We start from the raw sequence: 22,703 nt of genomic DNA, 5'->3' as shown, positions 1-22,703 counted from the left end.
CCTCTTCTTCTCCCGTACGCGATCTTCTCCTCCACGAAGGAGTCATTCCGCATGCCCGTCAGCAGACTGTCGCGCGCCCGCAAGCGAGCAGCCCTCGCCGTTGCGGTCTCCGCGCTTCTCGGCACCGCCGTGACGGCCGCAGGCCCCGCCTCAGCCGCGCCCGAGCAGGCGCCGGAGGCCCCCGCCGCCGCCCCCGGCTGCAGCGCCGCCTACCGCATCGAGCAGACCCTCGACGGCGGCACCACCTGGCGCATGTGCTGGCACTACAACACCCTCTCCGGGCTCGTCCTGGACAACGTCAGCTACCAGCCCAAGGGCGAGTCCAAGCCCATACCCGTGCTCACCAGCGCGCGCCTTGCGCAGATCCATGTGCCCTACGACGACGGCCAGGAGGAGTACGACGACGTCACCGGCACCGACTTCGGTCTGGCGCTGCAGAACCTCAGGCCCGGCGAGTGCCCGGGCGGCACCATCAAGACCGTCAAGGTCCCGGACATGGGCAATGTGAAGGGCCTGTGCACCACGACACGCGCGCGTGGCCACGCCTACCGCCTCGCCAACGACGAGGGCACCAAGGTCTGGCAGGCTCAGGGCAAGGACCTGCTCGTGTACACGGTCAACAAGGCGTCCTGGTACGAGTACATCACCGAGTGGCGGTTCGGCTCGGACGGCACGATCACGGCGAACGAAGGAGCCACCGGCAGCCTCTCGCCGTACGACTACGACGGCGGCGACGGCCGCGGCTGGCCCATCGGCAAGGGCGCCACCGCCTACGCCGAGAGCCACACCCACAACGTCTTCTGGCGGCTCAACTTCGGCCTCGACGGCTCCTCCAAGGCCAGGGTCGAGCAGTACGACTCGAAGGTCACCCCGCCTCGCGGCAACGGCATGCCGACGACGCGGACTACCCGGACGGCGGTGACCAAGGAACTCGCGGGCGACGCCAAGTCGATGCGCTGGTGGCGGATCGTCAGCACCGCCGGCAAGAACAAGGACGGCCACCCGCGCAGTTACGAGATCGTGCCCGGCCACACCGACAAGTTCTCCGGCCGCTCCTTCACGAGGCACGACGTGTACTTCACCGAGTACAAGAAGTGCGAGCAGTACGCGTCCGACAACCCGAACTGCGCGGACGGCGTACCGACCAGTGTCGACAAATGGGTGAACGGCCAGACCCTCAAGCACCCGGTCACCTGGGTCAACATCGGCTTCCACCACATCGCCCGGGACGAGGACCAGCAGCCCATGCCGGTCCACTGGCAGGGCTTCGCGCTGGTCCCGCGCGATGTGACGGCTATGAATCCGCTCACTCCACCCGACCTCGCGGGCCAGAACGGCAAGCCGGAAGAAGGGAGTTGAGAAAGGACCCTGTGCATCAGGCTGCACCGCCACCCGCTCCCGGAGTACCCTTCCTTGATCGTTGAACGGGGGAGTGCTCGGGGGAGCGGAAGGCGGTGCACGGGTGAGCTCGGGAGGGCTGGAGCTGCCCCCTGGTGACAGCGGTCACGAGGGGAGCTCCGCGGACGCCCCACCGGGTGCGGTGTCCCTGGCGCGGCCGATGGAGATGGGATCTCAGATCGGACCCGAACTGGACTGGGGCGCCGACGCCTGGAGCGAGGTGCGTACGCGCGCACAGCGAGCCGGGCGCGCCTACATCTGGCTGAACCTGGTCGAACAGCGGCTGCGCGCCGTCGTGGCCGCCGTTCTGCGTCCCATCTACGAGCCCGTCCACGGCGACGACTGGGTCGTCGCGGCCGCAGGACCCGCAGGCCAGGAATGGGTGCAGCGCGCCGTCGCCGTACGCGAAGTCAGCCGCCGCAAGGGGTACTTGCTCGACCCCGCGGACGACAACATCCTCTCCTTCCTGACCCTTCCGCAGCTGCGCGAGCTGATGGTCCAGCACTGGCCGTGCTTCGAGCCCTACTTCGACGACCGGCGCGACGTCGAACTCGCCCTGGACGAGCTCGAGGTCACCCGGAACGTGGTGTCCCGCAACCGCGCCCTGTCCGAGACGGTCCTCGCCCAGGCCGAACGCGCCTCCGCCCGCCTGCTCGACATACTCGGGGCCGGCTCCGACGTGCCGTCCGCGCGCCGGCTGCCCGTCGACGCCGTCGAGGACCTCGTCGGCGACCGGTACGCGGACGTGGTCGCCGTGCATCCGGACCGGGTGCGGCTGCTGCGGCAGTTCCCGGCCGAGGACATCTTCGGCGGCGCCCGCCGCCTCGATGCGATCGGCATCGGCCTGAACCTGCTCGTGCAGAACTTCTCCGGCCGGCGCCTCGTGCGCCTCGCCGAGTCCGGCTGCCGGGTGCGGCTGCTGTTCCTGAACCCGGCGTCCAGCGCGGTGAAGCGACGCGAACGCGAACTCGGCCTCAAGCGGAGCGAGTTGAGCCGGTCGGTCGAGATGAACATCCTGCACATGCGGCGGGTGCGCGCCAAGCTGCGCGACCCCGGTGCCTTCGAGATCCAGGTCTTCGACGAGACGCCCCGCTTCACGGCGTATCTGGTCGACGGGGACGGCTCGGACGGCATCGCCGTCGTCCAGTCGTATCTGCGCAGGACCCGCGGGATGGAGGCGCCGGTGCTGGTGCTGCGGGGCGGGGGCCGGGTGGTCAAGCCGGGCGAGATCGGTGAAATGGGTGAGACCGGGCTTTTTACGACATACCGCGAGGAGTTCGAGGCGGCGTGGGTGGATTCGCGGCCGGTGTCCTGAGCTTGCGGCCGGTGTTCTGAGCCTGTGGTGAACGGCCTTGCGATGTCCCTGGGAGCTCCCTGCGGGCTCCCCGCGGCGAGGGGAAGCGGAACGGGCTCGTCTGATTGTCAGTGGCGGATGCGATCGTGATGGTCACTGGGGGAAGGCACTACGAAGGAGGGGCCGCATGGGCTGGCACCGGGAGCTGCTGATCGGCTTCGACCTGGAGACGACCGGGACGGACCCGCGCGAGGCGCGCATCGTCACAGGAGCCGTGATCGAGCTGAGGAGCGGGCAGCTGCTGGGGCACCGCGAGTGGCTGGCCGACCCGGGGGTCCCGATCCCCGACGAGGCCGTGGCGGTGCACGGGATCACCAGCGAACGGGCAGCCGCCGATGGCCGGCCCGCCGACGAGGTCGCCGACGCCATCGCCACGGTCCTCGTGGGGTACTGGAAGACGGGCGTTCCGGTCGTGGCGTACAACGCGGCCTTCGACCTGACGCTGCTCTCCGCGGAGCTCCGGCGGCACGGGCTGCCGTCGCTGCGCGACCGCCTCGGCGGCATCGATCCGGCCCCGGTCATCGACCCGTACACGATCGACCGGTCCGTCGACCGCTACCGCCGCGGCAAGCGCAACCTCGAAGCGGTCTGCACGGAGTACGGCGTGGCGCTGGACACGGCGCATGACGCCTCGGCGGACGCCGTGGCCGCGGCCCGTCTCGCCTGCGCGATAGCCGCCCGCCACCCGAAGATCGCGGGCCTCGCCCCGGCGGAGCTGCACCGCCGCCAGATCGGTTGGTACGCGGAGTGGGCCGCCGATTTCCAGGGCTTCCTGCGCAGACAGGGGAACCCGGAGGCGGTGGTGGACGGGGCGTGGCCCGTGCGGGAGCTGGCGGACGACTTGGTGTGAGCCGAGGGATCTCCGGCGCGCCGGGGGTCCGTCAGAACGGATACCACCGCACCGTCTCGTCCCCGTCCCGCAACGACGCGACCCGGCGCTGGAATTCGGCCAGCGCCTTCGGGTTCGTGGGTGCGTGCTGCGCGACCCATGCGCAGCTCGCCGTCTCGCGGGCGCCGCGCAGCACGCCACAGCCCTCCCACTCGCGCACGTCCCAGCCGTACGCGTCCGTGAAGGCCTTGTACGCGTCGTCCGGCAGGCCGTAGCGGTCGTGGGTCAGGGCCATGACCACCAGGTCGTGTTCGCGCAGATCGGAGGAGAACGTCTCCAGGTCCACCAGGACCGGGCCGTCGGGGCCGACATGCACGTTGCGGGGGAGCGCGTCGCCGTGGATCGGGCCGGGCGGCAGATGCGGCTTCAGCGCGGCAGCGGCGGCCGCGAAGCCGTCGCGGCGCTCGCGCAGATACGCCGCGTCGGCCGGATCGATCGCGTCGCCCGCGAGCCGCAGCCAGCGCTCGACGCCGCCGAGCAGCTCGCGGCGCGGCAACGCGAAGGAGGGGGAGGGAAGTGCGTGCACCACTCGTAGCAGTTCGGCCAGATCGCAGGGCTCGGCGGGCCGGAGCGCCACCGGGATGCGGTGCCACACCGTCACCGGATGGCCGTCGACCAGGAGGGGATCGGGTTCTGCGGCCCGCACCGCCGGTACGCCTGCCTCCGCGAGCCAGCCCGCGATGCGCAGCTCGCGCCGCGCCCGGTCGAGGAGTTCGGCGCTGCGGCTCACCTTGACCACCAGGCCACTGGCGGCGAACACCGCGTTCTCGCCCAGGGCGAGCAGTTCCGCGTCGGGTGCCGCATCCGGCAGTACGCCCGCCGCCGCCAGCACGTCCCGCGCCCGGGCCTCGTCCATCATCCGCCTCCACTCGATCACGCCGTACGCCCGCCAGTCTCGCATTTGCACAGGTAGAGACCGGTGAGAAGGGCCGAGAAGGGACTGCGCAGTGCCTTGACGGCACAGGGGTCCGCCCCCACGATGACGGAGGCCGCGTGGGCGGCCGGACCGCAGCAGAACCGCATCCGGACCGTACGAGCCGCCCAAAGGAGCCGATTTCCGTGACCTTGGCGACCGCAACGGCGCGGTCAACGAAGCGCGCACCCGGACCCGGCAGCGACCGGCGCCCGACGGAGCACGGTGCCTGGTTCCTGGTGCTGCCCGCGCTGTTACCCATTCTGGTGCTCAGCGTCGGCCCGCTGCTGTACGGCATCGCGCTGGCCTTCACCGACGCCCAGTCGGGCCGCACCGCACCCACCCAGTGGATCGGGCTGCTCAACTTCAGCGACCTGCTGCACGACACGCTGTTCTGGGAGTCGTTCCGCATCGGGCTCTTATGGGCGGTCGGAGTCACCGTCCCGCAATTCCTGCTCGCGCTGGGGCTTGCGCTGCTGCTGAACCAGGATCTCCGGCTGCGCTGGCTGGCGCGGGCGCTCGCGATCATCCCCTGGGCGATGCCCGAGGTCGTCGTCGGCATCATGTGGCGCCTCGTCTACAACCCGGACGCGGGCATCCTCAACGAGACCCTCCGCGACCTCGGCCTCGGTGACGGACGGGACTGGCTCACTGGCCTCGCGACCGCCCTGCCCGCCGTGATCGTCGTCGGCGTCTGGGCGGGCATGCCGCAGACCACGGTGGTGCTGCTCGCCGGGCTGCAGAACACCCCACGTGAGCTGCACGAGGCGGCGGCCATGGACGGCGCGGGCGCCTGGCGCCGCTTCCGCACGGTCACCTGGCCGGCCCTCCGACCGGTGGCGCTGGCCGTCACGGCGCTCAATCTGATCTGGAACTTCAACTCGTTCGCGCTGGTCTACGTACTGACCAGCGGGGGCCCCGGCGGCCGTACGCGGCTGCCGATGCTTTTCGCCTACGAAGAGGCATTCCGCTACGGCCAGTTCGGTTATGCCGCGGCGATGGGCTGCGTGATGGTCGCCGTGATCTCGCTCGTCCTGGCAGTCCATCTCGTGGGGCGGCTGAGGGGAGGCGACCAGCGGTGAGCATGCTCCGGACCAGTCGGCCCGCTCGCGCGGGACAGTACGTCGCGCTCCTCGCGTATCTCGTGTTCCTCGCCTTCCCGTTCCTGTGGCTGGTCTCGACGGCCTTCAAGCCGCCGCGGGAGCTGGCGAGTCTGCATCCGACCTGGATCCCGAAGGACCCGACGCTCGCGAACTTCCGGCAGGCCTTCGACGAGCAGCCACTGCTCGGCGCGGCGCTCAACTCCCTGGTAGCCGCGCTCGGGGCCGCACTGATCGCCGTGGTCATCGCGACCCCCATGGCGTATGTCATGGCCCGTCGCAGGACCCTGCTGGCGAGGGCCGCGACCGGCTGGGTCGTGGTCAGCCAGGCGTTCCCGTTCGTCCTGGTGATCATCCCGCTGTTCCTGGTGCTGAAGAATCTGCGGCTGATCAACTCCGTGCCCGGACTGATCATGGTGTACGTGGTCTGGGCGCTGCCGTTCGCGCTGTGGATGCTCGTCGGGTACGTACGCGCCGTACCGGCCGAGCTGGAGGAGGCGGCTGCCGTCGACGGGGCGGGCAAGGTGCGCACCCTCGCGTCCGTCGTCGCGCCGCTCCTCGCGCCCGGTCTTGTGGCGACCGCGCTGTTCGCGTTCATCAGCGCATGGAACGAGTTCTTCTTCGCGCTCGTCCTGCTCAAGACGCCGGAGAAACAGACCCTGCCGGTCGTCCTCACGCACTTCATCGGCGCGGAGGGCGTCGCCGACCTCGGCCCGCTCGCGGCGGCTGCCTTCCTGGCGACGCTTCCTTCCCTCGTCGTCTTCGCGATCATCCAGAAGCGGATCACGAGCGGCATGCTCGCCGGGGCGGTGAAGAGCTGATGCGTACCCGAATGGTCCTGACCGCCCTCGCAGCCGTCTTCGGACTGCTGCTGACCGGATGCACGGGCGACAGCGGCGAATCCGACTCCGGTTCCAGTTCCGGTTCCGGCTCCGGCGGGAGGATCACGCTCCGCTTCCAGTCGCTGGCCTGGCAGAAGGAGTCCGTCGAGGCCAACAAGGAGCTGGTGAAGGAGTGGAACGCCGCCCACCCGGACGTGCGGGTCGAGTACGTCCAGGGCAGCTGGGACAGTGTCCACGACCAGCTGCTCACGTCCTTCGAGGGCGGCGAGGCGCCGGACATCATCCATGACGCCTCCGACGACCTCGCTGACTTCGCGTACGGCGGATATCTCGCCGACCTGCGCGATCTGCTGCCCCAGCGGCTGAAGGAGGACATCCCGGCCCGCAGCTGGGAGACGGCGACGTTCGGCGACGGCATCTATGGCGTGCCGTTCCTGCAGGAGCCGCGCGTCCTGATCGCCAACGCCAAATGGCTCAAGGAGTCCGGCGTACGCATACCCACGCCCGAGAAGCCCTGGAGCTGGGAGGAGTTCCGGCAGGTCGCCAAGGAGCTGAGCGGCGACGGCAAGTACGGCGTCGCCTGGCCGCTGAAGGAACCCGTGTCGGCGACGCTCAACCTGTCGCTCTCGGCCGGCGGGCGGATCTTCCACCGCGGCGCGGACGGCAAGGTCGAGGTCCGCTTCGACGCAGCCGACGAGGTGGTGCCGCGCACGGTCCACGACCAGGTGGCCACCGACAGGAGCGCGTCCGGCACGACACTCGGCATGGGCGGCTCCGACACGCTGCCAGGGTTCTTCGGCGGCAAGTACGCGATGGTCCCGCTCGGGTTCTCCTACCGGCAGCAGATCGTGCAGCAGGCGCCCAAGGGCTTCGACTGGCAGGTGCTGCCCGCCCCCGCCGGAGCCGACGGGCTCACCCAGGGCGTGAGCCCGCAGACGCTGTCGATCGCCGAGGACAGCCCGCACAAGAAGGAGGCGGCCGAGTTCATCGATTTCCTCCTCCGACCGGAGAACATGGTGCGGCTGGCGCTCGGCGACTGGATGCTGCCCACGGGGAGGAAAGCACTGGAGGACCCGGCGCTGCACACCGACAAGTACGACTGGGCGACCGGCACGGCACTCGCCGAGCACCTCCGCTCGGCACCCGCGCAGTCGGTCCGCGGATACCCCGAGTGGAAGGACAAGGTGGCCACGCCCGCGTTCCAGGAGTACTACAGCGGGGCGATCACACTGGACGAGCTGCGCGAACGGCTCGTCGAGGACGGGAATCTCGTGCTGGCGCGCTACCAGCGCTGATGAATGCTTCATCAGCCGCTGAACGCTCGTGACGGCCGCGATTCGCGATTGCCGCGATTCGTGACGCCCGCGATTCGTGACCGCCGCGACTCATGACGCCCGCGATTCGTGACCGCCGCGACTCATGACGGCCGGCCGGACTGGTGACGGCCGCGACTGTCGTGGCCGCCGGGACGAAAAAAACCTGTTGTCGGCCTCGACCGGTCTCGCCTAGCGTGCCGGTCGTGGCAGCATTCAACGCGATCATCAACTCCGGTCACGGCCGGGGCTGCACGCACTTCATCCGGCTGCGCCGCGGCCCCGGTGCCCTGACCGGCCCGGGGAGCAACGCCCGCTGACGGTTCCACCGCAGCGGCACCCCTTCTCTCCCGTACGCCTTGAGCGTGCACGCATCCGACGCGACGCGTGCCCGCCGTGCGCGTCCTCCTCCTGTCTCCGGTCGGGGCCTTCGTCTGCCCGTACGCCCTTCACGGAAGACAAGGACCGCAGGCCATGGCCCGCCCCACGCACGTTTCCCGCGCGCTCTCGCAGAACTTCCTCGCCGACCGCGCCACCGCCGACCGCATCGCCCGTCTCGCCGTCCCGCGCCCGCACCAAGCAGGTCTGCTGCTCGAAGTCGGCGCGGGAAAGGGAGCTTTGACCGAGATGCTCGCCCGCCGCTGCCGGGAACTTGTCGCCTATGAGATCGACCCGCGGCTGGTGCCCGTGCTGCGCGACCGGTTCGCCGGCACGCCCCACGTGCGCGTCATCGGCGGGGACTTCCTCGCCGGGCGCCCCCCGCGGACGCCCTTCTCCGTCGTCGGGAACGTGCCGTTCTCACGCACCGCGGCCATCGTCGACTGGTGCCTGCGCGCCCCCGCCCTCACCGACGCCACCCTCCTCACCCAGCTCGAGTACGCCCGCAAACGCACCGGCGACTACGGGAGTTGGACACTGGTGACGATCCGAAGCTGGCCCCGATACGAGTGGCGGCTGGTCGGCCGGGTCGGCCGGACGCGGTTCAGGCCGGTGCCGCGCGTCGACGCCGGGATCGTACGCATCGAACGCCGCCGGGCACCGCTGGTGGCGCCGGACGCGTATCCGAGCTGGCGGCACCTGGTCGAGCTGGGCTTCTCGGGGGTCGGCGGCTCTCTGCACGCCTCGCTGCGTCAGGCGTATCCGAGGCGCCGCGTGGACGCGGCATTCCGTGCCGCGCGCCTCGATCCGCGGGTGCTCGTCGGCGAGGTGCCGCCCGGGCAGTGGCTCGCGCTCCACGCAGCACTCGCCCGATGAGTGCCACCCGGACACCGGCCACCTGCGGCTTTCGCGGCGGTACGGCAGGTGCGCCGCTTTGGTTGCACAGCGGCGGTGAAGCGATAGCGCACATTCGATAACGGTCGGGTCATTCGATAACGCTCGGATAACGCAGGCCATGCCCTCGACCGCCATGGACCCGGTCTGTTCTCTTCGACCCGTTACCCCCGAGAAAGGTTGCACAGGCACCTTCTTGTTCCTTCTCTTACCGGCTTCCTAACGTGAAACGAACTTCAGTCGAACGCCAGGAAGTTGGCCGATGCATGCGCTCTGACATTCCGCCACTCACCGAGGTGCGCCGCCTCACGCAGAAGAAGCGGGACGCGTGGTGGACCGTGCTGCTCGTCGACCCGGTCGCCACGCCGCTCGTGAGACAGGTCGCCCTGCGCACCAGGATCACCCCGAACCAGATCACCTGGGGTGCGCTGCTGTTGGGACTCGGTGCCGCCGGATGCTTCGCCGTGGGCGACTGGCGCTGGCTGATCGCCGGGGCGATCGTCTACCACCTGAGCTTCGTCCTCGACTGCATGGACGGCAAGGTCGCCCGGCTCACCGGTCAGGGCTCGGTGTTCGGTGCGTGGCTCGACTACATCTTCGACCGCATCCGCGTGATCGCCTGCGCCATCGCCCTGATGGCGGGCCAGTACGAGCGCACCGGCGATCTGCGGTACATCTGGCTGGCGGTGGCCGTGGTCTGCCTCGACGGCCTGCGCTACATCAACTCGCTGGAGATCTTCAAGACGCGGCACACCATGCGGAAGCAGATCAAGGCGCGAATACGCCAGGCGCGGCGCAGCGAGGACGAGGCGGGCGTCGCCTTCATGGAGGACCTGCTCCGCGACAACCCGGAAGCCGACGTCGAACAGGATCTGGCGTCGCTCCGCGCGCAGGACCCGCGCGCCGAATCCGGGACCGAAATCGCGACTCCGACAGCGATCGCGACTGTGACCGCGCACCCCGAGAACATCGGGATTCCCCAGCAGCGCGGGATTCCCGAACAGGCCGGAATTCCCGAACAAGCCGGGCTTCCCGAACAGCCCAAGGCCCAGGTCATCGACCTCCACCAGGAGTTCCGGCACCGCTTCCCCGCGTATCTGCGATTGCGTTCCTTCCTGCTGCGTCACCGCATCCGCACCCACCTGATCAGCGGCATCGAGTTCCAGATGGGCGTCTTCATCATCGGCCCGCTGTGCGACGCGGTGATCCCCGCAACGATCATTTCCGGCGCGCTCCTGCTGGTCTTCGAACTCGCCATCATCTACAAGCTTCTGCTCTCCACTCGCGACTTCAGCCGGACCATCGCCTCCTTCGAGGAGGACAAGCTCTCCACGGCAGCGTGACCGACCTGAACGGCGCGGTAACGGGGCCGGGGGTGTGCACCCCCGGCCCCGTACCGCCGTCCTCACCGCGGCCGCATCACCGCCGTCAGACCCCGACCTTCTCGCCCTCGACCGCGGGCGGTGCCCCCGGAGCAGGGACGGTCGGCGACTCGTCATGCGTCAGGTCCGGCAGCCGGTGCAGCCACTTCGGCAGGTACCAGTTGCGCTCGCCGAGCAGCGCCATCACCGCCGGCAGCAGCACGCCCCGGATGATCGTCGCGTCGATGAGCACCGCGGCCGCCAGGCCGACGCCCATCTGCTTCATGGACTGCATGGACAGCGTTCCGAAGATCGCGAACACCGCGACCATGATGACCGCCGCGCTGGTCACCACGCCGGCCGTGGTCACCACACCGTGGGTGATCGCGTCCTTCGTGGTGCGCCCCCGCATCCGTGCCTCGCGGATCCGCGAGACCACGAACACGTGGTAGTCCATCGACAGACCGAACAGGATCACGAACAGGAACAGCGGCAGCCAGGTGATGATCGCGCCCACGCCCTCGGCGCCGACGAGCGAGGCGCCCCAGCCGTGCTGGAAGACGGCGACCAGGATGCCGTAGGCCGCGCCGACCGAGAGCAGGTTGAGGACGATCGAGGTGATCGCGATCGTCAGCGAGCGGAACGACAGCAGCATCAGCAGGAAGGCGAAGACCACGACGAAGGCGAAGACCGGGGTCACCGAGCCGACCAGCTGGTCGTTGAAGTCCTTCGAACCGGCGACCTGACCGGTCACGGGGGCCTCGAGCCCGTCGACCTTGCCGAGCGTGGCGGGCCGCACCTCGTCGCGGATGACGTCGAGGCTCTTCTCCGCCTTGTCCAGGTCGGAGCCGCCGACCAGCGGTACGTACACGAAGGCGATGTTCTGCGCATCGTGCACCTTGATTTCGACCGGGCCGCGCGAGGCGCCCGAACTCACCGCCTGCTCGCGGAAGTCGGTGAGCGCGGCCTGCACGTCGGGTGCGTTGATGTCGTCGGCCTTGACGACCACCTCGGCCGGTTCCGAGCCGCCCGGGAAGGCCTCGTTGACCCGGTTGTACGTCGCCACGATCGGCAGCGAGTCGCCGAACTCCTGGTCCAGGGTGAGGTTCTGGGTCTTCATGCCGACCGCGGGTGCCGCGACCGCCAGCAGCGCGCCTGCCGCCACGACCAGTGAGATCGCCGGCCTGGCGAGGACGACGCCCAGCACCCGCTTCCAGAACCTGCTCTCTCCGTTGCCCGAACCACCGGCCCGGTTCCGCCGCTTGTCCGGGTGCAGGAACGGAATGCGGCCCCTCTCGACGCGCTCACCGAGCAGCGACAGCAGAGCGGGCAGCACCGTGACCGAACCCACCATCGCGACCGCGACGACCATCAGCGAGGCAAGGCCCATCGCCTCGAACTCGGCAAGCCCCGTGAACAGCATGCCCGCCATGGCCACGCACACCGTGACACCCGAGACGATCACAGCCCGGCCGCTCGTCGCCGCCGCGATGCGCAGCGCGGTCTGCGGATCCCGGCCGGCCGCGCGCTCCTCGCGCTCCCGCCGCAGATAGAACAGGCAGTAGTCGACGCCGACTGCAAGACCGACCAGCAGCATCACGGAGCTGGCGGTGTCGCTCATCGGCACCAGATGGCTGACGACGCCCATCAGGCCCATCGTCGCCATGATCGCGGTGATGGCCAGCGCCACCGGCAACAGGGCCGCCACCACCGCGCCGAACGCGATCAGCAGAATGCCCAGCGCGACCGGTACGGCCGAGTACTCGGCCCGCTGGAAGTCCTTACCGAAGGCGTCGTCGAACGTCTTGTTCATGCTGGCGCTGCCGATCTCCTCTATCCGCAGCCCGTCGTGGTCCTTCTGCACACCCTCGACGGCCTTCAGCACCGGCTCGACCCGGTCGCCCGCGGTCTCGGCGTCGCCGCGCATGTCGAACTGCACGAGCGCGCTGCGGCCGTCCTTCGAGATGGTCTGCGTGTCGTACGGCGAGGTCACGTCCGTCACCTTGCCGGTGGCCTCCACGGCCTTGATCACCGCGTCGACGGCGTCCCGGAACTCCGCGTCCGTCGCCTTGGTGCCGTCGGCCTTCGCCTGGACGAGCACGGTCTCACCGGCCGGCTCCTCGATCCCGGTGTCCTCGATGATGTGCGCGGCCTGGCTGGTCTCGCCCTTGAGCTGGTCGCTGTCCTTGACCTGGACCGTGCCCAGGGCCGAGCCGAGCCCTATCGCCAGGACGACGAACAGGACCCAGATGCCGACCGCCGCCCATCGGTGCCGGGCGCTCCAGCCGCCCGCCCGGGCGGCGACGCCCCGGACCCGTGTGTGTGCGTTCCCCATGACGTAACGGCCCCCTCGTGTGCGGCGACGACCCCGCGCCGCCGCCTTCACACAGAACTTATGAGCCGCCGTGGAGCGTCTCGTCGTGCTGTCCGGTGAACCGCGACGACGCTCCGTCATCCCTCTGGACGGGCGCCCCCTCACCGTCAGGAAGGACACAAGTCCCTTACATCTATAGGGGTTCCGGGGCAGCGCCCTCGGGGCCTCGTCCCGCCGGCCCTATGGCTGTCCGGTCTGCCGCACCCGTGCCGATTTGTTATTGCGAAGCCTTGTTGAACGGATCACAGGTGTATGAAGGCCTTGATCTGACCGCGTCAATCCGCCAGTGTTTCGTGCCAACACCCGGAGATCTTCCGGATCTACGGGCGTTGATGCCGGAATGCTGACGGCAACACGGTCGTCGGCCGACCTGACGAGGTGTCGGCGCCGACCCGAGGCATCGCCCGGCAACCCCCCACAATTCCCCCCACAAAAACCACGAGGAGACCCCTCTTCATGGCAACTCACAAGCGCACACGCTCGATGAAGCTGACCGCGGCCATAGCCACCGCTGCCACCGCAGTGGGCGTGTCCGTCTTCGCCGGTTCCTTCGCGGGCGCCGCCACCCCGGCAGAGGGCAAGGTCTACGGCGCCGACGCCCAGGGCGCCGTCGCCGGCAGCTACATCGTCATGCTCGACGAGAAGACGAGCAAAGGAGCGAAGCAGGACCTCGCCAAGGAGTACGGCGGCACCCTGAAGCGCAACTACTCCTCCGCCGTCAACGGCTTCTCCGCCTCCGGCCTGACCGGGACAGAGGCCAAGCACCTGGCCGCCGACCCGGCTGTCTCGAAGGTCGTCCAGAACAAGAAGTTCCACATCGACGCCACCCAGCAGAACCCGCCGTCGTGGGGCCTGGACCGCATCGACCAGACCGAGACCGCGGGCGACGGCGCGTACACCTACCCGGACAGCGCCGGCGAGGGCGTCACCGCGTACGTCATCGACACCGGCGTCCGCATCAGCCACAAGGACTTCGGGGGCCGCGCCTCGTACGGCTTCGACGCGATCGACAACGACGACAGCGCCGACGACGGCAACGGCCACGGCACCCACGTCGCGGGCACCATCGCGGGTGAGGCGCACGGTGTGGCCAAGAAGGCGAAGATCGTCGCCGTGCGCGTCCTCGACGACGACGGCTCCGGCACCACAGAGCAGGTCGTCGCGGGCATCGACTGGGTCACGGCGAACCACCAGGGCCCGTCCGTCGCCAACATGAGCCTCGGCGGCGGCGTCGACGAGGCGCTCGACGCGGCCGTGCAGAAGGCCATCGCGTCCGGCGTCACCTTCGCCGTGGCGGCCGGCAACGAGTCCACCGACGCGAGCGAGGGCTCCCCGGCCCGGGTCCCCGAGGCCATCACCGTCGCCTCCTCCACCAAGGACGACGAGCAGTCCTCCTTCTCCAACTACGGCTCGGCGGTGGACATCTACGCCCCCGGTTCGGACATCACCTCCGACTGGAACACCGGCGACGACGCCACCAACACGATCTCCGGTACGTCGATGGCGACCCCGCATGTCACGGGCGCCGCCGCCGTCTACCTCGCCGGCCACCCCGACGCCACGCCGGCCCAGGTCGCCCAGGCCCTGACCGACGGCGCGACCCCGGACGCGATCTCCAACGCGACCGAGGGCACCGCGAACAAGCTGCTCAAGATCGTCGAATAGCCTCCGTACCGCGGTCGCCGTGCCCACCCCCACGGGGCACGGCGGCCGCATTATCGTGTGTGGGTGACAACGACGTATGCGGCGCTGCTGCGCGGGATCAACGTAGGCGGTAACAAGAAGCTCCCCATGGCCGAGCTGCGCACGGTCATCGAGGGACTCGGCCACCGCGATGTACGCACCTATCTGCAGAGCGGGAACGCCGTCTTCACCAGCGACTCGGATGACGAACAGGCCGTCGCCGGCGCGCTGGAGAAGGCCATAGCGGATCGGTTCGGCTTCACCGTCGACTGCCTGGTGCGGGGAGGAACGTATCTGCGCAGGGTCGCCGACGCCTGCCCCTTCCCCGCCGCGTCCCTGGAGGCCAAGCAGCTGCACGTCACCTACTTCTCCGAGCAGGTGGGCCCCGAACGGTTCGCGGAGATCGACCAGGCCGCCTATCTGCCGGAGGAGTTCCGCCTCGGCGAACGCGCCCTCTACCTCTACGCGCCGGACGGCCTCGGCCGCTCCAAGCTCGCGGAAGCCCTGTCGCGCCGCCGCCCGCTGAAGGGAATCGTCGCCACCACCCGGAACTGGAACACCGTCACCAAACTCGTGGAGTTGACCGGTGCCTGAACGCAACCACGCCGTCGACGCCGCCATCGAGAGAGAACTGAGCCTCCTCGACGCCGAGGTGCGCCGCTCGCCCACGCGGCTCGGTGCGCTTCTGCACCCCGAGTTCACCGAGTTCGGCGCCTCGGGACGACGCTGGGACCGGGCTTCGATCATGGAGACCCTGACCGGCGATTCGGAACCTCGCGTACGCCCCTTCACCATCTCCCGCATGAAGGGCGTCCAGCTCGCCCCGGACGTCGTCCACCTCACCTTCGACACCGACTACAACGGCAGGCGGGCACACCGCAGTTCCCTGTGGCGGTACACCGAGGGAAGCTGGCGGCTGTACTTCCACCAGGCGACGCCGTTCGACGGGGACGAGAAGCCGGCGGGCTGACGCTCCGGCCGCTTATCGGTGCCGTAATCGCCGCTGCACACGACTGTGCGAGGCTCGACCACATGCGTTACATCATCATCGGAGCAGGAGCGATCGGCGGCGCCATCGGCGGCCGGTTGGCAGAGGCGGGCCACGAGGTGGTGCTCGTCGCCCGCGGTGCCCACTACGCGGCGCTGCGCGACACCGGCCTGCGGCTCGCGACGCCCGACGGCCTGCACACACACCGCCTGCCCGTCGTCGGCGGCCCCGCACCGCTCGGCGAACTCCGAGCCGACGACGTACTGATCCTCGCCGTGAAGACACAGGACAGCACGGCGGCCCTCGAGACCTGGAGCGCCCGCCCGGTCGCCGGCGGCGGCACGGCCGCGGAACGCCTCCCGCTGGTCTGCGCCCAGAACGGCGTGGAGAGCGAACGCCTGGCGCTGCGCCGCTTCCGCCGGGTGTACGGCATGTGCGTATGGCTGCCCGCCACGTATCTCGAACCCGGATCGGTCTCGGCGGCCGGGACCCCGCTCACCGGCATCCTGCACATCGGCCGCTACCCGTCGGGCACCGACGAGACCGCGAGCCGTATCGCCGCCGACCTGGAGAAGTCCCGGTTCGAGGCCCCGGTCGTGCCGGATGTGATGCGCTGGAAGTACGCCAAGCTGCTCTCCAATCTCGCGAACGCCGTCGAGGCCCTGACCGGGCCGGTGGCCGGCGAGGAGGGCTTGGCCCTGCTCCGGCGGGTACGGGCGGAGGGTGAGGCCGTACTGGCCGCGGCGGGCATCCCGTACGCCGACGCCGCGGAGGAGAAGGAGACCCGCGGCGACAAGATCCGGCTGGAACCCCTCGACGGCTCCGAGCGCGGCGGCGGCTCCTCCTGGCAGTCCCTGACCCGCGGCACCGGCACCATCGAGGCCGACTACCTCAACGGTGAGATCGCCCTGCTGGGCCGCCTGCACGGCGTACCGACACCTCTGAACGACACTCTGCAGCACCTTGCGAACGCCTTTGCGCGGGAGCGGAGGGAGGCGGGGTCGATGACAGTGGATCAGCTAGGGCGACTCCTCAGCGCCCCGAACCAAGGTGGCCCAATGGAAGGCGGCATAAGTGGACCACCGGCGGGAGCCACTGGCTCGGTAGCGTCAGAGGCGTGACGGATGACCTGACGGATGACCTCACCACCCGCGTCGACTTCTACTTCGACCCCGCCTGCCCCTTCGCCTGGATCACCTCCCGCTGGCTGCTGGAGGTCGAGCGCGAACGCGATCTCGACCTCCGCTTCCACGTCATGAGCCTCTACCTGCACAACATCGGCAACGAACTCCCGGACGGGTACCGGGACTTGGTCGACCGGTCGATCGGCCCCGTCCGGGTCGCGGCCGCCGCGGCGGAGCAGCACGGCGAGGAGGTACTGCGAGACCTCTACACGGCGTTCGGCACCCGTATCCACGAACAGAAGAGCGACGACTTCGACGAGGTCGTAGCCCAGGCCCTGGCCGAACTCGGGCTGCCCGCGGGCCTGGCCAAGGCGGCGCACGACCCGGCGTACGACGAGGCCGTGCGCCGCAGCCACGATGCCGGCAAGGACCCGGAGGCAGACGGCTATGTGGGCACCCCCACCATTCACGTCGACGGAACCGTGTGGTTCGGACCTGTGCTCAGGGCCATCCCACGCGGAGCAGAGGCGGCCCGCATCTTCGACAGCTTCCGCATCCTCGCCGCCCACCCCGACCTCTTCGAGCTGAAGCGGACGCGCATGGGCAGCCTGAGCTTCGACTGAGACCGACCTCGTCTACGAAAACCGGAAGCGCGTCAGGCCCCCAGCGCCGTCAGCACCGGCACCCGTGCCTCGTCGTATCGTTCCAGCACCACCCGCGCCACCTCCGGTGTCGGGCCCAGGACATCCGCCAGGACGTCGGCGTCCGCCTCGGCCGCGCCCCGTGCGATGCGGTCCGGCAGGAAGCCGGGGGCGAGGACGTACGGCGCGACGGCGACGCGGGCGCAGCCGAGAGCGCGCAGCTCGCGTACCGCGTCCTCCGTGCGTGGAAGGGATGCGGAGGCGAACGCAGGTCGCACGGCGCACCAACCGGTGTGCCGCCACTCCCGCGCGATTTCAGCGATCACTGCGATCGCCTCCGGGTCTGTGGATCCCGCCGAGGCCAGTACGACGCCGGTCGAGGACTTCATCCGGTCGATCTCACGCCGCCAGGCAGGGTTGTCGGCCGGGGGTACGGGGGTTGCCCCCCGGGAGAATGCAGTCGCAGGCGTCAGCCCGGCCTCGTACAGGCGTCGTTCGAGGGCCGAGAGGAGCAGCGGGGAGGGGCCCAGCACCTCGGCCTGGTGTATGCGCAGCTGCGGCGGGGCCTCCCGGAGCACTGCCGGGATGTCCGCCTTCGCGTGGAAGGCGCGGGTCAGCAGCAGGGGGAGGGCGACGACGTCGCGTACTCCCTCCGCCGCCAGGGACTCCAGCACGCCCGTCACCGACGGGATGTTGAAGTCCAGGAAGCCGGTCTCCACGCGCAGGCCGGGCCGCAGCGACCGCACCCGCCGTACGAGGGCGTGCACGGTCGCCGCGTGCCGCGGGTCGCGGCTGCCGTGGGCGATGACGAGGAGGACCGGGTTGGGCATGGAAGTCAGCTCTCGATCAGCTCTTCACGAGCAGACCGCGGCTGCGCAGCACCGACCGCTCCAGCGGGCTGAAGATCAGCAGGTCGATGGCGATACCGACGATCAGGATGAGGAGGATGGCGAGGAAGACCATCGACATCGAGCTGGTGTTGCGGCCGTTCTCCAGGAGCTGTCCGAGGCCCACGCCCAGGTCGGGCGAGGACGCGATGATCTCCGCGGCCATCAGCGAGCGCCAGGAGAAGGCCCAGCCCTGCTTCAGGCCGGCCAGATAGCCGGGGAGCGCGGCCGGCATGACGATGTGCCAGGTCCCGCGCAGGCCGGTCGCGCCCAGCGTGCGGCCCGCCCGCAGGAACAGCGGCGGCACCTGGTCGATGCCGGAGACGAGGCCGTTGGCGATCGAGGGGACTGCGCCGAGCAGGATCACCGCGTACATCATCTTGTTGTCCAGGCCCAGCCAGAGGACCGCCGGGGGCACCCACGCCACCGACGGCAGCGACTGCAGGCCGGACAGGATCGGGCCGATCGCCGCGCGCACGAACTTCACGCGGGCCACGAGCAGTCCGAGCGGCGTGCCGATCGCCAGTGCCATCAGGAAGCCGAGCAGGCCGCGGGAGATGCTGGTCCAGATGTAGCCGAGGAGCGTGCCCTGCGCCCAGGCGTCGGTCACCTCGCCCCACACAGCGCCCGGCGAGGGCAGCTTGCTTGGGTCGTCGACGACCTTGAACGACACCAGTGCCTGCCACACCACCACGACCAGCGCAACGGCCACGACCGGCGGCAGCACCTTCCGGAGCAGAGTCTCACGCAGGGGAGTACGGCTCGAGTGGACCGTCTCCAGTGCGTCGAGGCCGGCCTCGAGACCGGCCAGGTCGTGGTGGTCCCGGCCGGTCCTGCCGGCCTCCCTGGCCAGCTTCTCGGCTTCGTCGACCGGCTCGGCCTTGTCGACGGACGTCTCAGTGCTGGCCATGACGGCGGATCTCCCCACGCAGTTCTTCGGTGATCTCGACGGACAGCTCCGCAACGGCGGAGTCCTCGATGCGGCGCGGCTGCGGGATGTCGACGCGCCACTCGCGGGCCACCCGCCCGGGCCGCGACGACAGCAGGACGACGCGCTGCGCGAGCCGCACCGCCTCGCGCACGTTGTGCGTCACGAACAGCACCGACAGGTTCGTCTCGCGCCAGATACGGGTCAGTTCGTCGTGCAGGACGTCGCGGGTGATGGCGTCGAGCGCGGCGAACGGCTCGTCCATCAGCAGCAACTTGCTGTCCTGGCCCAGCGCGCGGGCCAGCGCGACGCGCTGGCGCATACCGCCCGACAGCTCGTGGACGCGCTTGCCGTACGCGCCCTTCAGCCGTACGAGCTCAAGGAGCTCCTCCGCCCGCTCGCGGCGCTCGGACTTCGGCACGCCCCGCAGCTTCAGGGCGAGCTCGATGTTCTTGCCCGCGGTCAGCCACGGGAAGAGGGCGTGCTCCTGGAACATCAGCGCGGGACGGCCGTCCGTGCTGATGCTGCCCGCAGTCGGCCTGTCGAGGCCGGCGACGAGATTGAGCAGCGTTGACTTACCGCACCCCGAGGCCCCCAGGAGGGTGACGAACTCGCCCGGCGCGACATCGAGTGTGATGTCGTCCAGGACGAGCTGCTGCCCGGTCGGGCCTGCGAAGGACTTCGAGACGTGCTCGATCCGGGCGGCGTGGTCCACCGCTGGGGCGTCGCTGTCGGCGGCCTTGGCGAGGGTGGTGGCCATGGTCGTCACCTCCTGGGAACTCACGGGACTACGGGACTACGGCTTTACTTGACGCCGAGACCGGCGTCGTCGACCTCGGACTCGCCCTCGGCCTTCAGGACCTTGTTGAGGATCGTCAGGTCGTAGATGCCGCTCAGGTTCGGCTTCTCCAGCAGACCGGCCTTCACCGCGTGCTCCGCCTCGGTGTTGAGGGTGGACGCCAGCGGGTCGTTGGTGATCTGGATGGACTTCCACGCCGGGTCGAGCACGTCGGCCGGCAGCTCCTTGCCGGAGTCCACCTTGAGCTGGGCGTTCGCCGCCGCCTTCGCCTCGTCGGGGTTGGCGTTGATCCACTTGTTGGTCTCGACGGAGGCCTTCAGCACGGCTTCGACGGCCTTCGGGTGCTCCTTGAGGAACTTCTGCGACACGATGATGTTCGTGATCACGAACTTCTTGTCGGGCCACAGCGTCGACTCGTCGAGCAGCACCTTGCCGCCCTCGGCGACCAGCTTGGACGCGGTCGGCTCCGGCACCCAGGCGCCGTCGATGGAACCCGACTTGTAGGCGTCCGGCGTGACCTTGTTGTCGGTGCGGACCACGGACACATCGCCCGCGCCGCTCTGCGCGTCGACCTTCCAGCCCTGGTCGGCGATCCAGTTGAGGAACGCCACGTCCTGGGTGTTGCCCAGCTGCGGGGTGGCGATCTTCTTGCCCTTGACGTCCTTCAGGGACTTGATCTTCTTCGGGTTGACGACGAGCTTCACACCGCCGGAAGCCGAACCGCCGATGATGCGCAGGCTCTTGCCGTCGGACTTGGTGTAGCCGTTGATCGCGGGGGAGGGGCCGATCCAGCCGATGTCGATGGAGCCGGCGTTGAGCGCCTCGATCTCCGAGGGGCCCGCGTTGAAGACGGAGTACTTGGCCTCCGTACCGCCGAGCTCCTTCTGGAAGAAGCCCTTCTGGTTGCCGACCAGGGCGGTGGCGTGGGTCAGGTTGCCGAAGTAGCCGATCTTGACGGAGTCGAGGCCGTCGATCTTCTTGGCGTCGGAGGCGACGTTGGCCTTCGAGCTGTCGTCCTTCGCCTCGGAGCCGTAACCGCAGGCGGCAAGGGCGAGAAGGGGCAGGGCTGCTATGACGGCGAGGCCGCGGCGTACGGCGGTGGAGCGAGTGGCAGGCACGGGAGGCTTTCCTCTCGTTGGCCCGGCGGTCACGGTCTCTCAGGTCGTGGCCGGGAGGTCGGCAGGTCTTCGTCTCTTCTGGGACGGCAGGTGGGGGGACGGGGCGCGCAGGCAGTGCGCGTACGTCATCGCGCACATCGCGCCACTCCGCCCTGCCCGCTGCCGAGGGCGCCGCTGCCGACGCGGCCGCCCTCCTTCGCGAACGTCGAGAAGATGTCGGTGATGGTCATGACTAGAAGTCCCACCCGTCGTCGTCGGCCTCGTCCTTGACCGGGTCCGGCGAGGCGAAGGACTCGCCGACCATGCCCGCGGTGAGCGTGGTGCCGTCGGCCGGGTCGATCAGGATGAACGAGCCGGTGCGGCGGGAGTCGGCGTACGAGTCGAGCGGCAGCGGCTCCGCGGTACGGATCGTGACGCGGCCGATGTCGTTGGCGACGAGCAGTCCCGGATGCGGGTGCAGGGACAGGTCGTCGAGCGTCAGCCGGGACGGGATGTCCTTGACGATCGCCTTGACGGTGCGGGTGCCGTGCTTGAGCAGCACGCGGTGGCCGACGGTGAGCGGCTGGTCCGCGACGTGGCAGACGGTCGCGTCGACGTCCTGCGTGGTCGCGGGCGCGTCCTTGCTCGGCACGATCAGGTCGCCGCGCGAGATGTCGATGTCGTCCTCCAGCAGGACGGTCACCGACTGGGTCGTCCAGGCCACGTCGACCGGCTTGCCGAGCAGGTCGATGCCGGAGATCTTCGACTTACGGCCGGACGGCAGGATGGTCACGTCGTCGCCGACGCGGAACGTGCCGGCCGCGATCTGACCCGCGTAGCCCCGGTAGTCGGGGTGCTCGGCGCTCTGCGGGCGGATCACGTACTGCACGGGGAGGCGGGCGTGGCAGTGCGCGAGGTCGTGGCTGACCGGGACGGTCTCCAGGTGCTCGAGCACGGTCGGGCCGCCGTACCAGTCCATGTTCGCGGACGGTTCCACGACGTTGTCCCCGGCGAGCGCCGAGATCGGGATCGCGGTGACCTCGGGGACGCCGAGCTCGGTCGCGTACGCCGTGAACTCCTGGGCGATGGCCGCGAACACGCTCTCCTGGTAGTCGACGAGGTCCATCTTGTTGACGGCGAGGACGACGTGGGGGACGCGGAGGAGGGCGGCGATGGCGGCGTGGCGGCGGGTCTGCTCGACGACGCCGTTGCGCGCGTCCACAAGGATGACCGTCAGTTCGGCCGTGGAGGCACCCGTCACCATGTTGCGGGTGTACTGCACGTGGCCGGGGGTGTCGGCAAGGATGAACCGGCGCCGGGGCGTGGCGAAGTAGCGGTAGGCGACGTCGATGGTGATGCCCTGCTCCCGCTCGGCGCGCAGGCCGTCAGTGAGCAGCGCCAGGTCCGGGCCCTCCTGGCCACGGCTGGCGGAGGCGCGCTCGACGGCCTCGAGCTGGTCGGCGAGGACCGACTTCGAGTCGTGCAGCAGACGGCCGACGAGGGTCGACTTGCCGTCGTCCACGGAACCGGCCGTCGCGAAGCGCAGCAGCGTGGTCTCCGACAGACCGGCGAGCTGCTCCGAGGTGCTGGTGGTGCTGGTCATGTCTAGAAGTACCCCTCGCGCTTGCGGTCTTCCATCGCGGCTTCGGAGAGCTTGTCGTCGGCGCGGGTCGCGCCCCGTTCGGTGAGGCGGGATGCGGCGATCTCGGCGATCACGGCGTCGAGCGTGGTGGCGTCGGA

Annotated in this window: 20 protein-coding genes and 1 pseudogene; 13 read left to right on the top strand and 8 right to left on the bottom strand. The window is 69.7% G+C overall.

Annotation, left to right across the window (positions count from 1 at the left end):
• Positions 1-51: 51 nt before the first annotated feature.
• From ABT009_RS30800 to ABT009_RS30790, 3 genes are all read left to right on the top strand, one after another.
• Entirely contained in the window at positions 52-1,359 is a 1,308-nt protein-coding gene (locus tag ABT009_RS30800; protein WP_351302167.1) for a copper amine oxidase, read from the top strand.
• Between the two features lie 103 nt (positions 1,360-1,462).
• Complete coding sequence (locus ABT009_RS30795) at positions 1,463-2,713, top strand: DUF5919 domain-containing protein (protein WP_351302165.1); 1,251 nt, start codon at positions 1,463-1,465, stop codon at positions 2,711-2,713.
• 166 nt (positions 2,714-2,879) lie between these two features.
• Entirely contained in the window at positions 2,880-3,602 is a 723-nt protein-coding gene (locus ABT009_RS30790) for a 3'-5' exonuclease (RefSeq protein WP_351302162.1), read from the top strand.
• A gap of 31 nt (positions 3,603-3,633) precedes the next feature.
• On the opposite strand, the gene ABT009_RS30785 is transcribed toward ABT009_RS30790, so the two are convergent.
• On the bottom strand, positions 3,634-4,497 hold the full coding sequence (locus tag ABT009_RS30785; protein WP_351302432.1) for a phosphotransferase enzyme family protein: 864 nt from the start codon (positions 4,495-4,497) through the stop codon (positions 3,634-3,636).
• Positions 4,498-4,700: 203 nt separating this feature from the next.
• On the opposite strand from ABT009_RS30785, the gene ABT009_RS30780 reads away from it, so the two are divergent.
• From ABT009_RS30780 to ABT009_RS30760, 5 genes are all read left to right on the top strand, one after another.
• Positions 4,701-5,636: a carbohydrate ABC transporter permease gene (locus tag ABT009_RS30780; RefSeq protein ID WP_351302159.1), complete on the top strand. Its 936-nt coding sequence runs from the start codon at positions 4,701-4,703 to the stop codon at positions 5,634-5,636.
• A 2-nt stretch (positions 5,637-5,638) separates the two neighbouring features.
• Positions 5,639-6,475: a carbohydrate ABC transporter permease gene (locus ABT009_RS30775; RefSeq protein WP_351302429.1), complete on the top strand. Its 837-nt coding sequence runs from the start codon at positions 5,639-5,641 to the stop codon at positions 6,473-6,475.
• The gene (locus ABT009_RS30770) at positions 6,475-7,791 is read left to right on the top strand and encodes an ABC transporter substrate-binding protein (protein ID WP_351302156.1); all 1,317 of its coding nucleotides are present in this window, start codon (positions 6,475-6,477) and stop codon (positions 7,789-7,791) included. The genes ABT009_RS30775 and ABT009_RS30770 overlap by 1 nt, the downstream gene beginning before the upstream one ends.
• Positions 7,792-8,283: 492 nt before the next feature.
• Positions 8,284-9,063: an ErmE/ErmH/ErmO/ErmR family 23S rRNA (adenine(2058)-N(6))-methyltransferase gene (gene erm, locus ABT009_RS30765; RefSeq protein WP_351302154.1), complete on the top strand. Its 780-nt coding sequence runs from the start codon at positions 8,284-8,286 to the stop codon at positions 9,061-9,063.
• 284 nt (positions 9,064-9,347) lie between these two features.
• Positions 9,348-10,424 carry a CDP-alcohol phosphatidyltransferase family protein gene (locus tag ABT009_RS30760; RefSeq protein ID WP_351302151.1) on the top strand — a complete coding sequence of 359 codons (1,077 nt, stop codon included), beginning with the start codon at positions 9,348-9,350 and terminating at the stop codon, positions 10,422-10,424.
• A gap of 85 nt (positions 10,425-10,509) precedes the next feature.
• Here the strand turns inward: ABT009_RS30760 and ABT009_RS30755 are convergent, their stop codons facing one another.
• Positions 10,510-12,777 (bottom strand): MMPL family transporter, encoded by a 2,268-nt coding sequence (locus ABT009_RS30755; RefSeq protein WP_351302148.1) that lies wholly within the window; start codon positions 12,775-12,777, stop codon positions 10,510-10,512.
• Positions 12,778-13,272: 495 nt separating this feature from the next.
• On the opposite strand from ABT009_RS30755, the gene ABT009_RS30750 reads away from it, so the two are divergent.
• The 5 genes from ABT009_RS30750 to ABT009_RS30730 all read left to right on the top strand — a co-directional run bounded on the left by ABT009_RS30750 (position 13,273) and on the right by ABT009_RS30730 (position 17,234).
• Positions 13,273-14,481, top strand: coding sequence for a S8 family peptidase (locus ABT009_RS30750; RefSeq protein WP_351302145.1), 1,209 nt, complete (start codon positions 13,273-13,275; stop codon positions 14,479-14,481).
• Between the two features lie 63 nt (positions 14,482-14,544).
• Positions 14,545-15,093 (top strand): DUF1697 domain-containing protein, encoded by a 549-nt coding sequence (locus tag ABT009_RS30745; RefSeq protein WP_351302143.1) that lies wholly within the window; start codon positions 14,545-14,547, stop codon positions 15,091-15,093.
• Entirely contained in the window at positions 15,086-15,469 is a 384-nt protein-coding gene (locus ABT009_RS30740; protein ID WP_351302142.1) for a nuclear transport factor 2 family protein, read from the top strand. The genes ABT009_RS30745 and ABT009_RS30740 overlap by 8 nt, the downstream gene beginning before the upstream one ends.
• A gap of 62 nt (positions 15,470-15,531) precedes the next feature.
• Positions 15,532-16,608, top strand: coding sequence for a ketopantoate reductase family protein (locus tag ABT009_RS30735; protein ID WP_351302140.1), 1,077 nt, complete (start codon positions 15,532-15,534; stop codon positions 16,606-16,608).
• Positions 16,605-17,234, top strand: a complete 630-nt coding sequence (locus ABT009_RS30730; protein WP_351302137.1) for a mycothiol-dependent nitroreductase Rv2466c family protein — start codon at positions 16,605-16,607, stop codon at positions 17,232-17,234. The genes ABT009_RS30735 and ABT009_RS30730 overlap by 4 nt, the downstream gene beginning before the upstream one ends.
• Before the next feature lie 32 nt (positions 17,235-17,266).
• Here the strand turns inward: ABT009_RS30730 and ABT009_RS30725 are convergent, their stop codons facing one another.
• The 6 genes and pseudogenes from ABT009_RS30725 to ABT009_RS30700 form a co-directional block, all read right to left on the bottom strand.
• Positions 17,267-18,082, bottom strand: a complete 816-nt coding sequence (locus tag ABT009_RS30725; protein WP_351302134.1) for a sirohydrochlorin chelatase — start codon at positions 18,080-18,082, stop codon at positions 17,267-17,269.
• Between the two features lie 16 nt (positions 18,083-18,098).
• The gene (locus ABT009_RS30720; RefSeq protein ID WP_351302131.1) at positions 18,099-19,049 is read right to left on the bottom strand and encodes an ABC transporter permease; all 951 of its coding nucleotides are present in this window, start codon (positions 19,047-19,049) and stop codon (positions 18,099-18,101) included.
• On the bottom strand, positions 19,036-19,827 hold the full coding sequence (locus ABT009_RS30715) for an ABC transporter ATP-binding protein (RefSeq protein WP_351302426.1): 792 nt from the start codon (positions 19,825-19,827) through the stop codon (positions 19,036-19,038). Before ABT009_RS30715 ends, ABT009_RS30720 begins: the two co-directional genes overlap by 14 nt.
• Positions 19,828-19,871: 44 nt before the next feature.
• On the bottom strand, positions 19,872-20,984 hold the full coding sequence (locus tag ABT009_RS30710) for an aliphatic sulfonate ABC transporter substrate-binding protein (RefSeq protein ID WP_351302128.1): 1,113 nt from the start codon (positions 20,982-20,984) through the stop codon (positions 19,872-19,874).
• A gap of 232 nt (positions 20,985-21,216) precedes the next feature.
• Positions 21,217-22,566 (bottom strand): sulfate adenylyltransferase subunit 1, encoded by a 1,350-nt coding sequence (locus ABT009_RS30705; RefSeq protein WP_351302125.1) that lies wholly within the window; start codon positions 22,564-22,566, stop codon positions 21,217-21,219.
• A 2-nt stretch (positions 22,567-22,568) separates the two neighbouring features.
• A pseudogene (locus tag ABT009_RS30700) lies at positions 22,569-22,703 on the bottom strand (sulfate adenylyltransferase subunit CysD); the annotation flags it as partial.

This window comes from Streptomyces sp. NPDC002896 (assembly GCF_040295225.1).
In the GTDB taxonomy this organism is placed as follows: Bacteria; Actinomycetota; Actinomycetes; order Streptomycetales; family Streptomycetaceae; genus Streptomyces.
This window is presented reverse-complemented; position numbering and strand designations above follow the sequence as displayed.

Bases quoted from the DNA above. Each gene is read 5' to 3' on its own strand.
- ABT009_RS30705 (WP_351302125.1), bottom strand. From the start codon at position 22,566: ATGACCAGCACCACCAGCACCTCGGAGCAGCTCGCCGGTCTGTCGGAG.
- ABT009_RS30775 (WP_351302429.1), top strand. From the start codon at position 5,639: ATGCTCCGGACCAGTCGGCCCGCTCGCGCGGGACAGTACGTCGCGCTC.
- ABT009_RS30725 (WP_351302134.1), bottom strand. From the start codon at position 18,082: ATGCCCAACCCGGTCCTCCTCGTCATCGCCCACGGCAGCCGCGACCCG.
- ABT009_RS30760 (WP_351302151.1), top strand. From the start codon at position 9,348: ATGCGCTCTGACATTCCGCCACTCACCGAGGTGCGCCGCCTCACGCAG.
- ABT009_RS30715 (WP_351302426.1), bottom strand. From the start codon at position 19,827: ATGGCCACCACCCTCGCCAAGGCCGCCGACAGCGACGCCCCAGCGGTG.
- erm (WP_351302154.1), top strand. From the start codon at position 8,284: ATGGCCCGCCCCACGCACGTTTCCCGCGCGCTCTCGCAGAACTTCCTC.
- ABT009_RS30755 (WP_351302148.1), bottom strand. From the start codon at position 12,777: ATGGGGAACGCACACACACGGGTCCGGGGCGTCGCCGCCCGGGCGGGC.
- ABT009_RS30750 (WP_351302145.1), top strand. From the start codon at position 13,273: ATGGCAACTCACAAGCGCACACGCTCGATGAAGCTGACCGCGGCCATA.
- ABT009_RS30800 (WP_351302167.1), top strand. From the start codon at position 52: ATGCCCGTCAGCAGACTGTCGCGCGCCCGCAAGCGAGCAGCCCTCGCC.
- ABT009_RS30770 (WP_351302156.1), top strand. From the start codon at position 6,475: ATGCGTACCCGAATGGTCCTGACCGCCCTCGCAGCCGTCTTCGGACTG.
- ABT009_RS30785 (WP_351302432.1), bottom strand. From the start codon at position 4,497: ATGGACGAGGCCCGGGCGCGGGACGTGCTGGCGGCGGCGGGCGTACTG.
- ABT009_RS30790 (WP_351302162.1), top strand. From the start codon at position 2,880: ATGGGCTGGCACCGGGAGCTGCTGATCGGCTTCGACCTGGAGACGACC.
- ABT009_RS30720 (WP_351302131.1), bottom strand. From the start codon at position 19,049: ATGGCCAGCACTGAGACGTCCGTCGACAAGGCCGAGCCGGTCGACGAA.
- ABT009_RS30735 (WP_351302140.1), top strand. From the start codon at position 15,532: ATGCGTTACATCATCATCGGAGCAGGAGCGATCGGCGGCGCCATCGGC.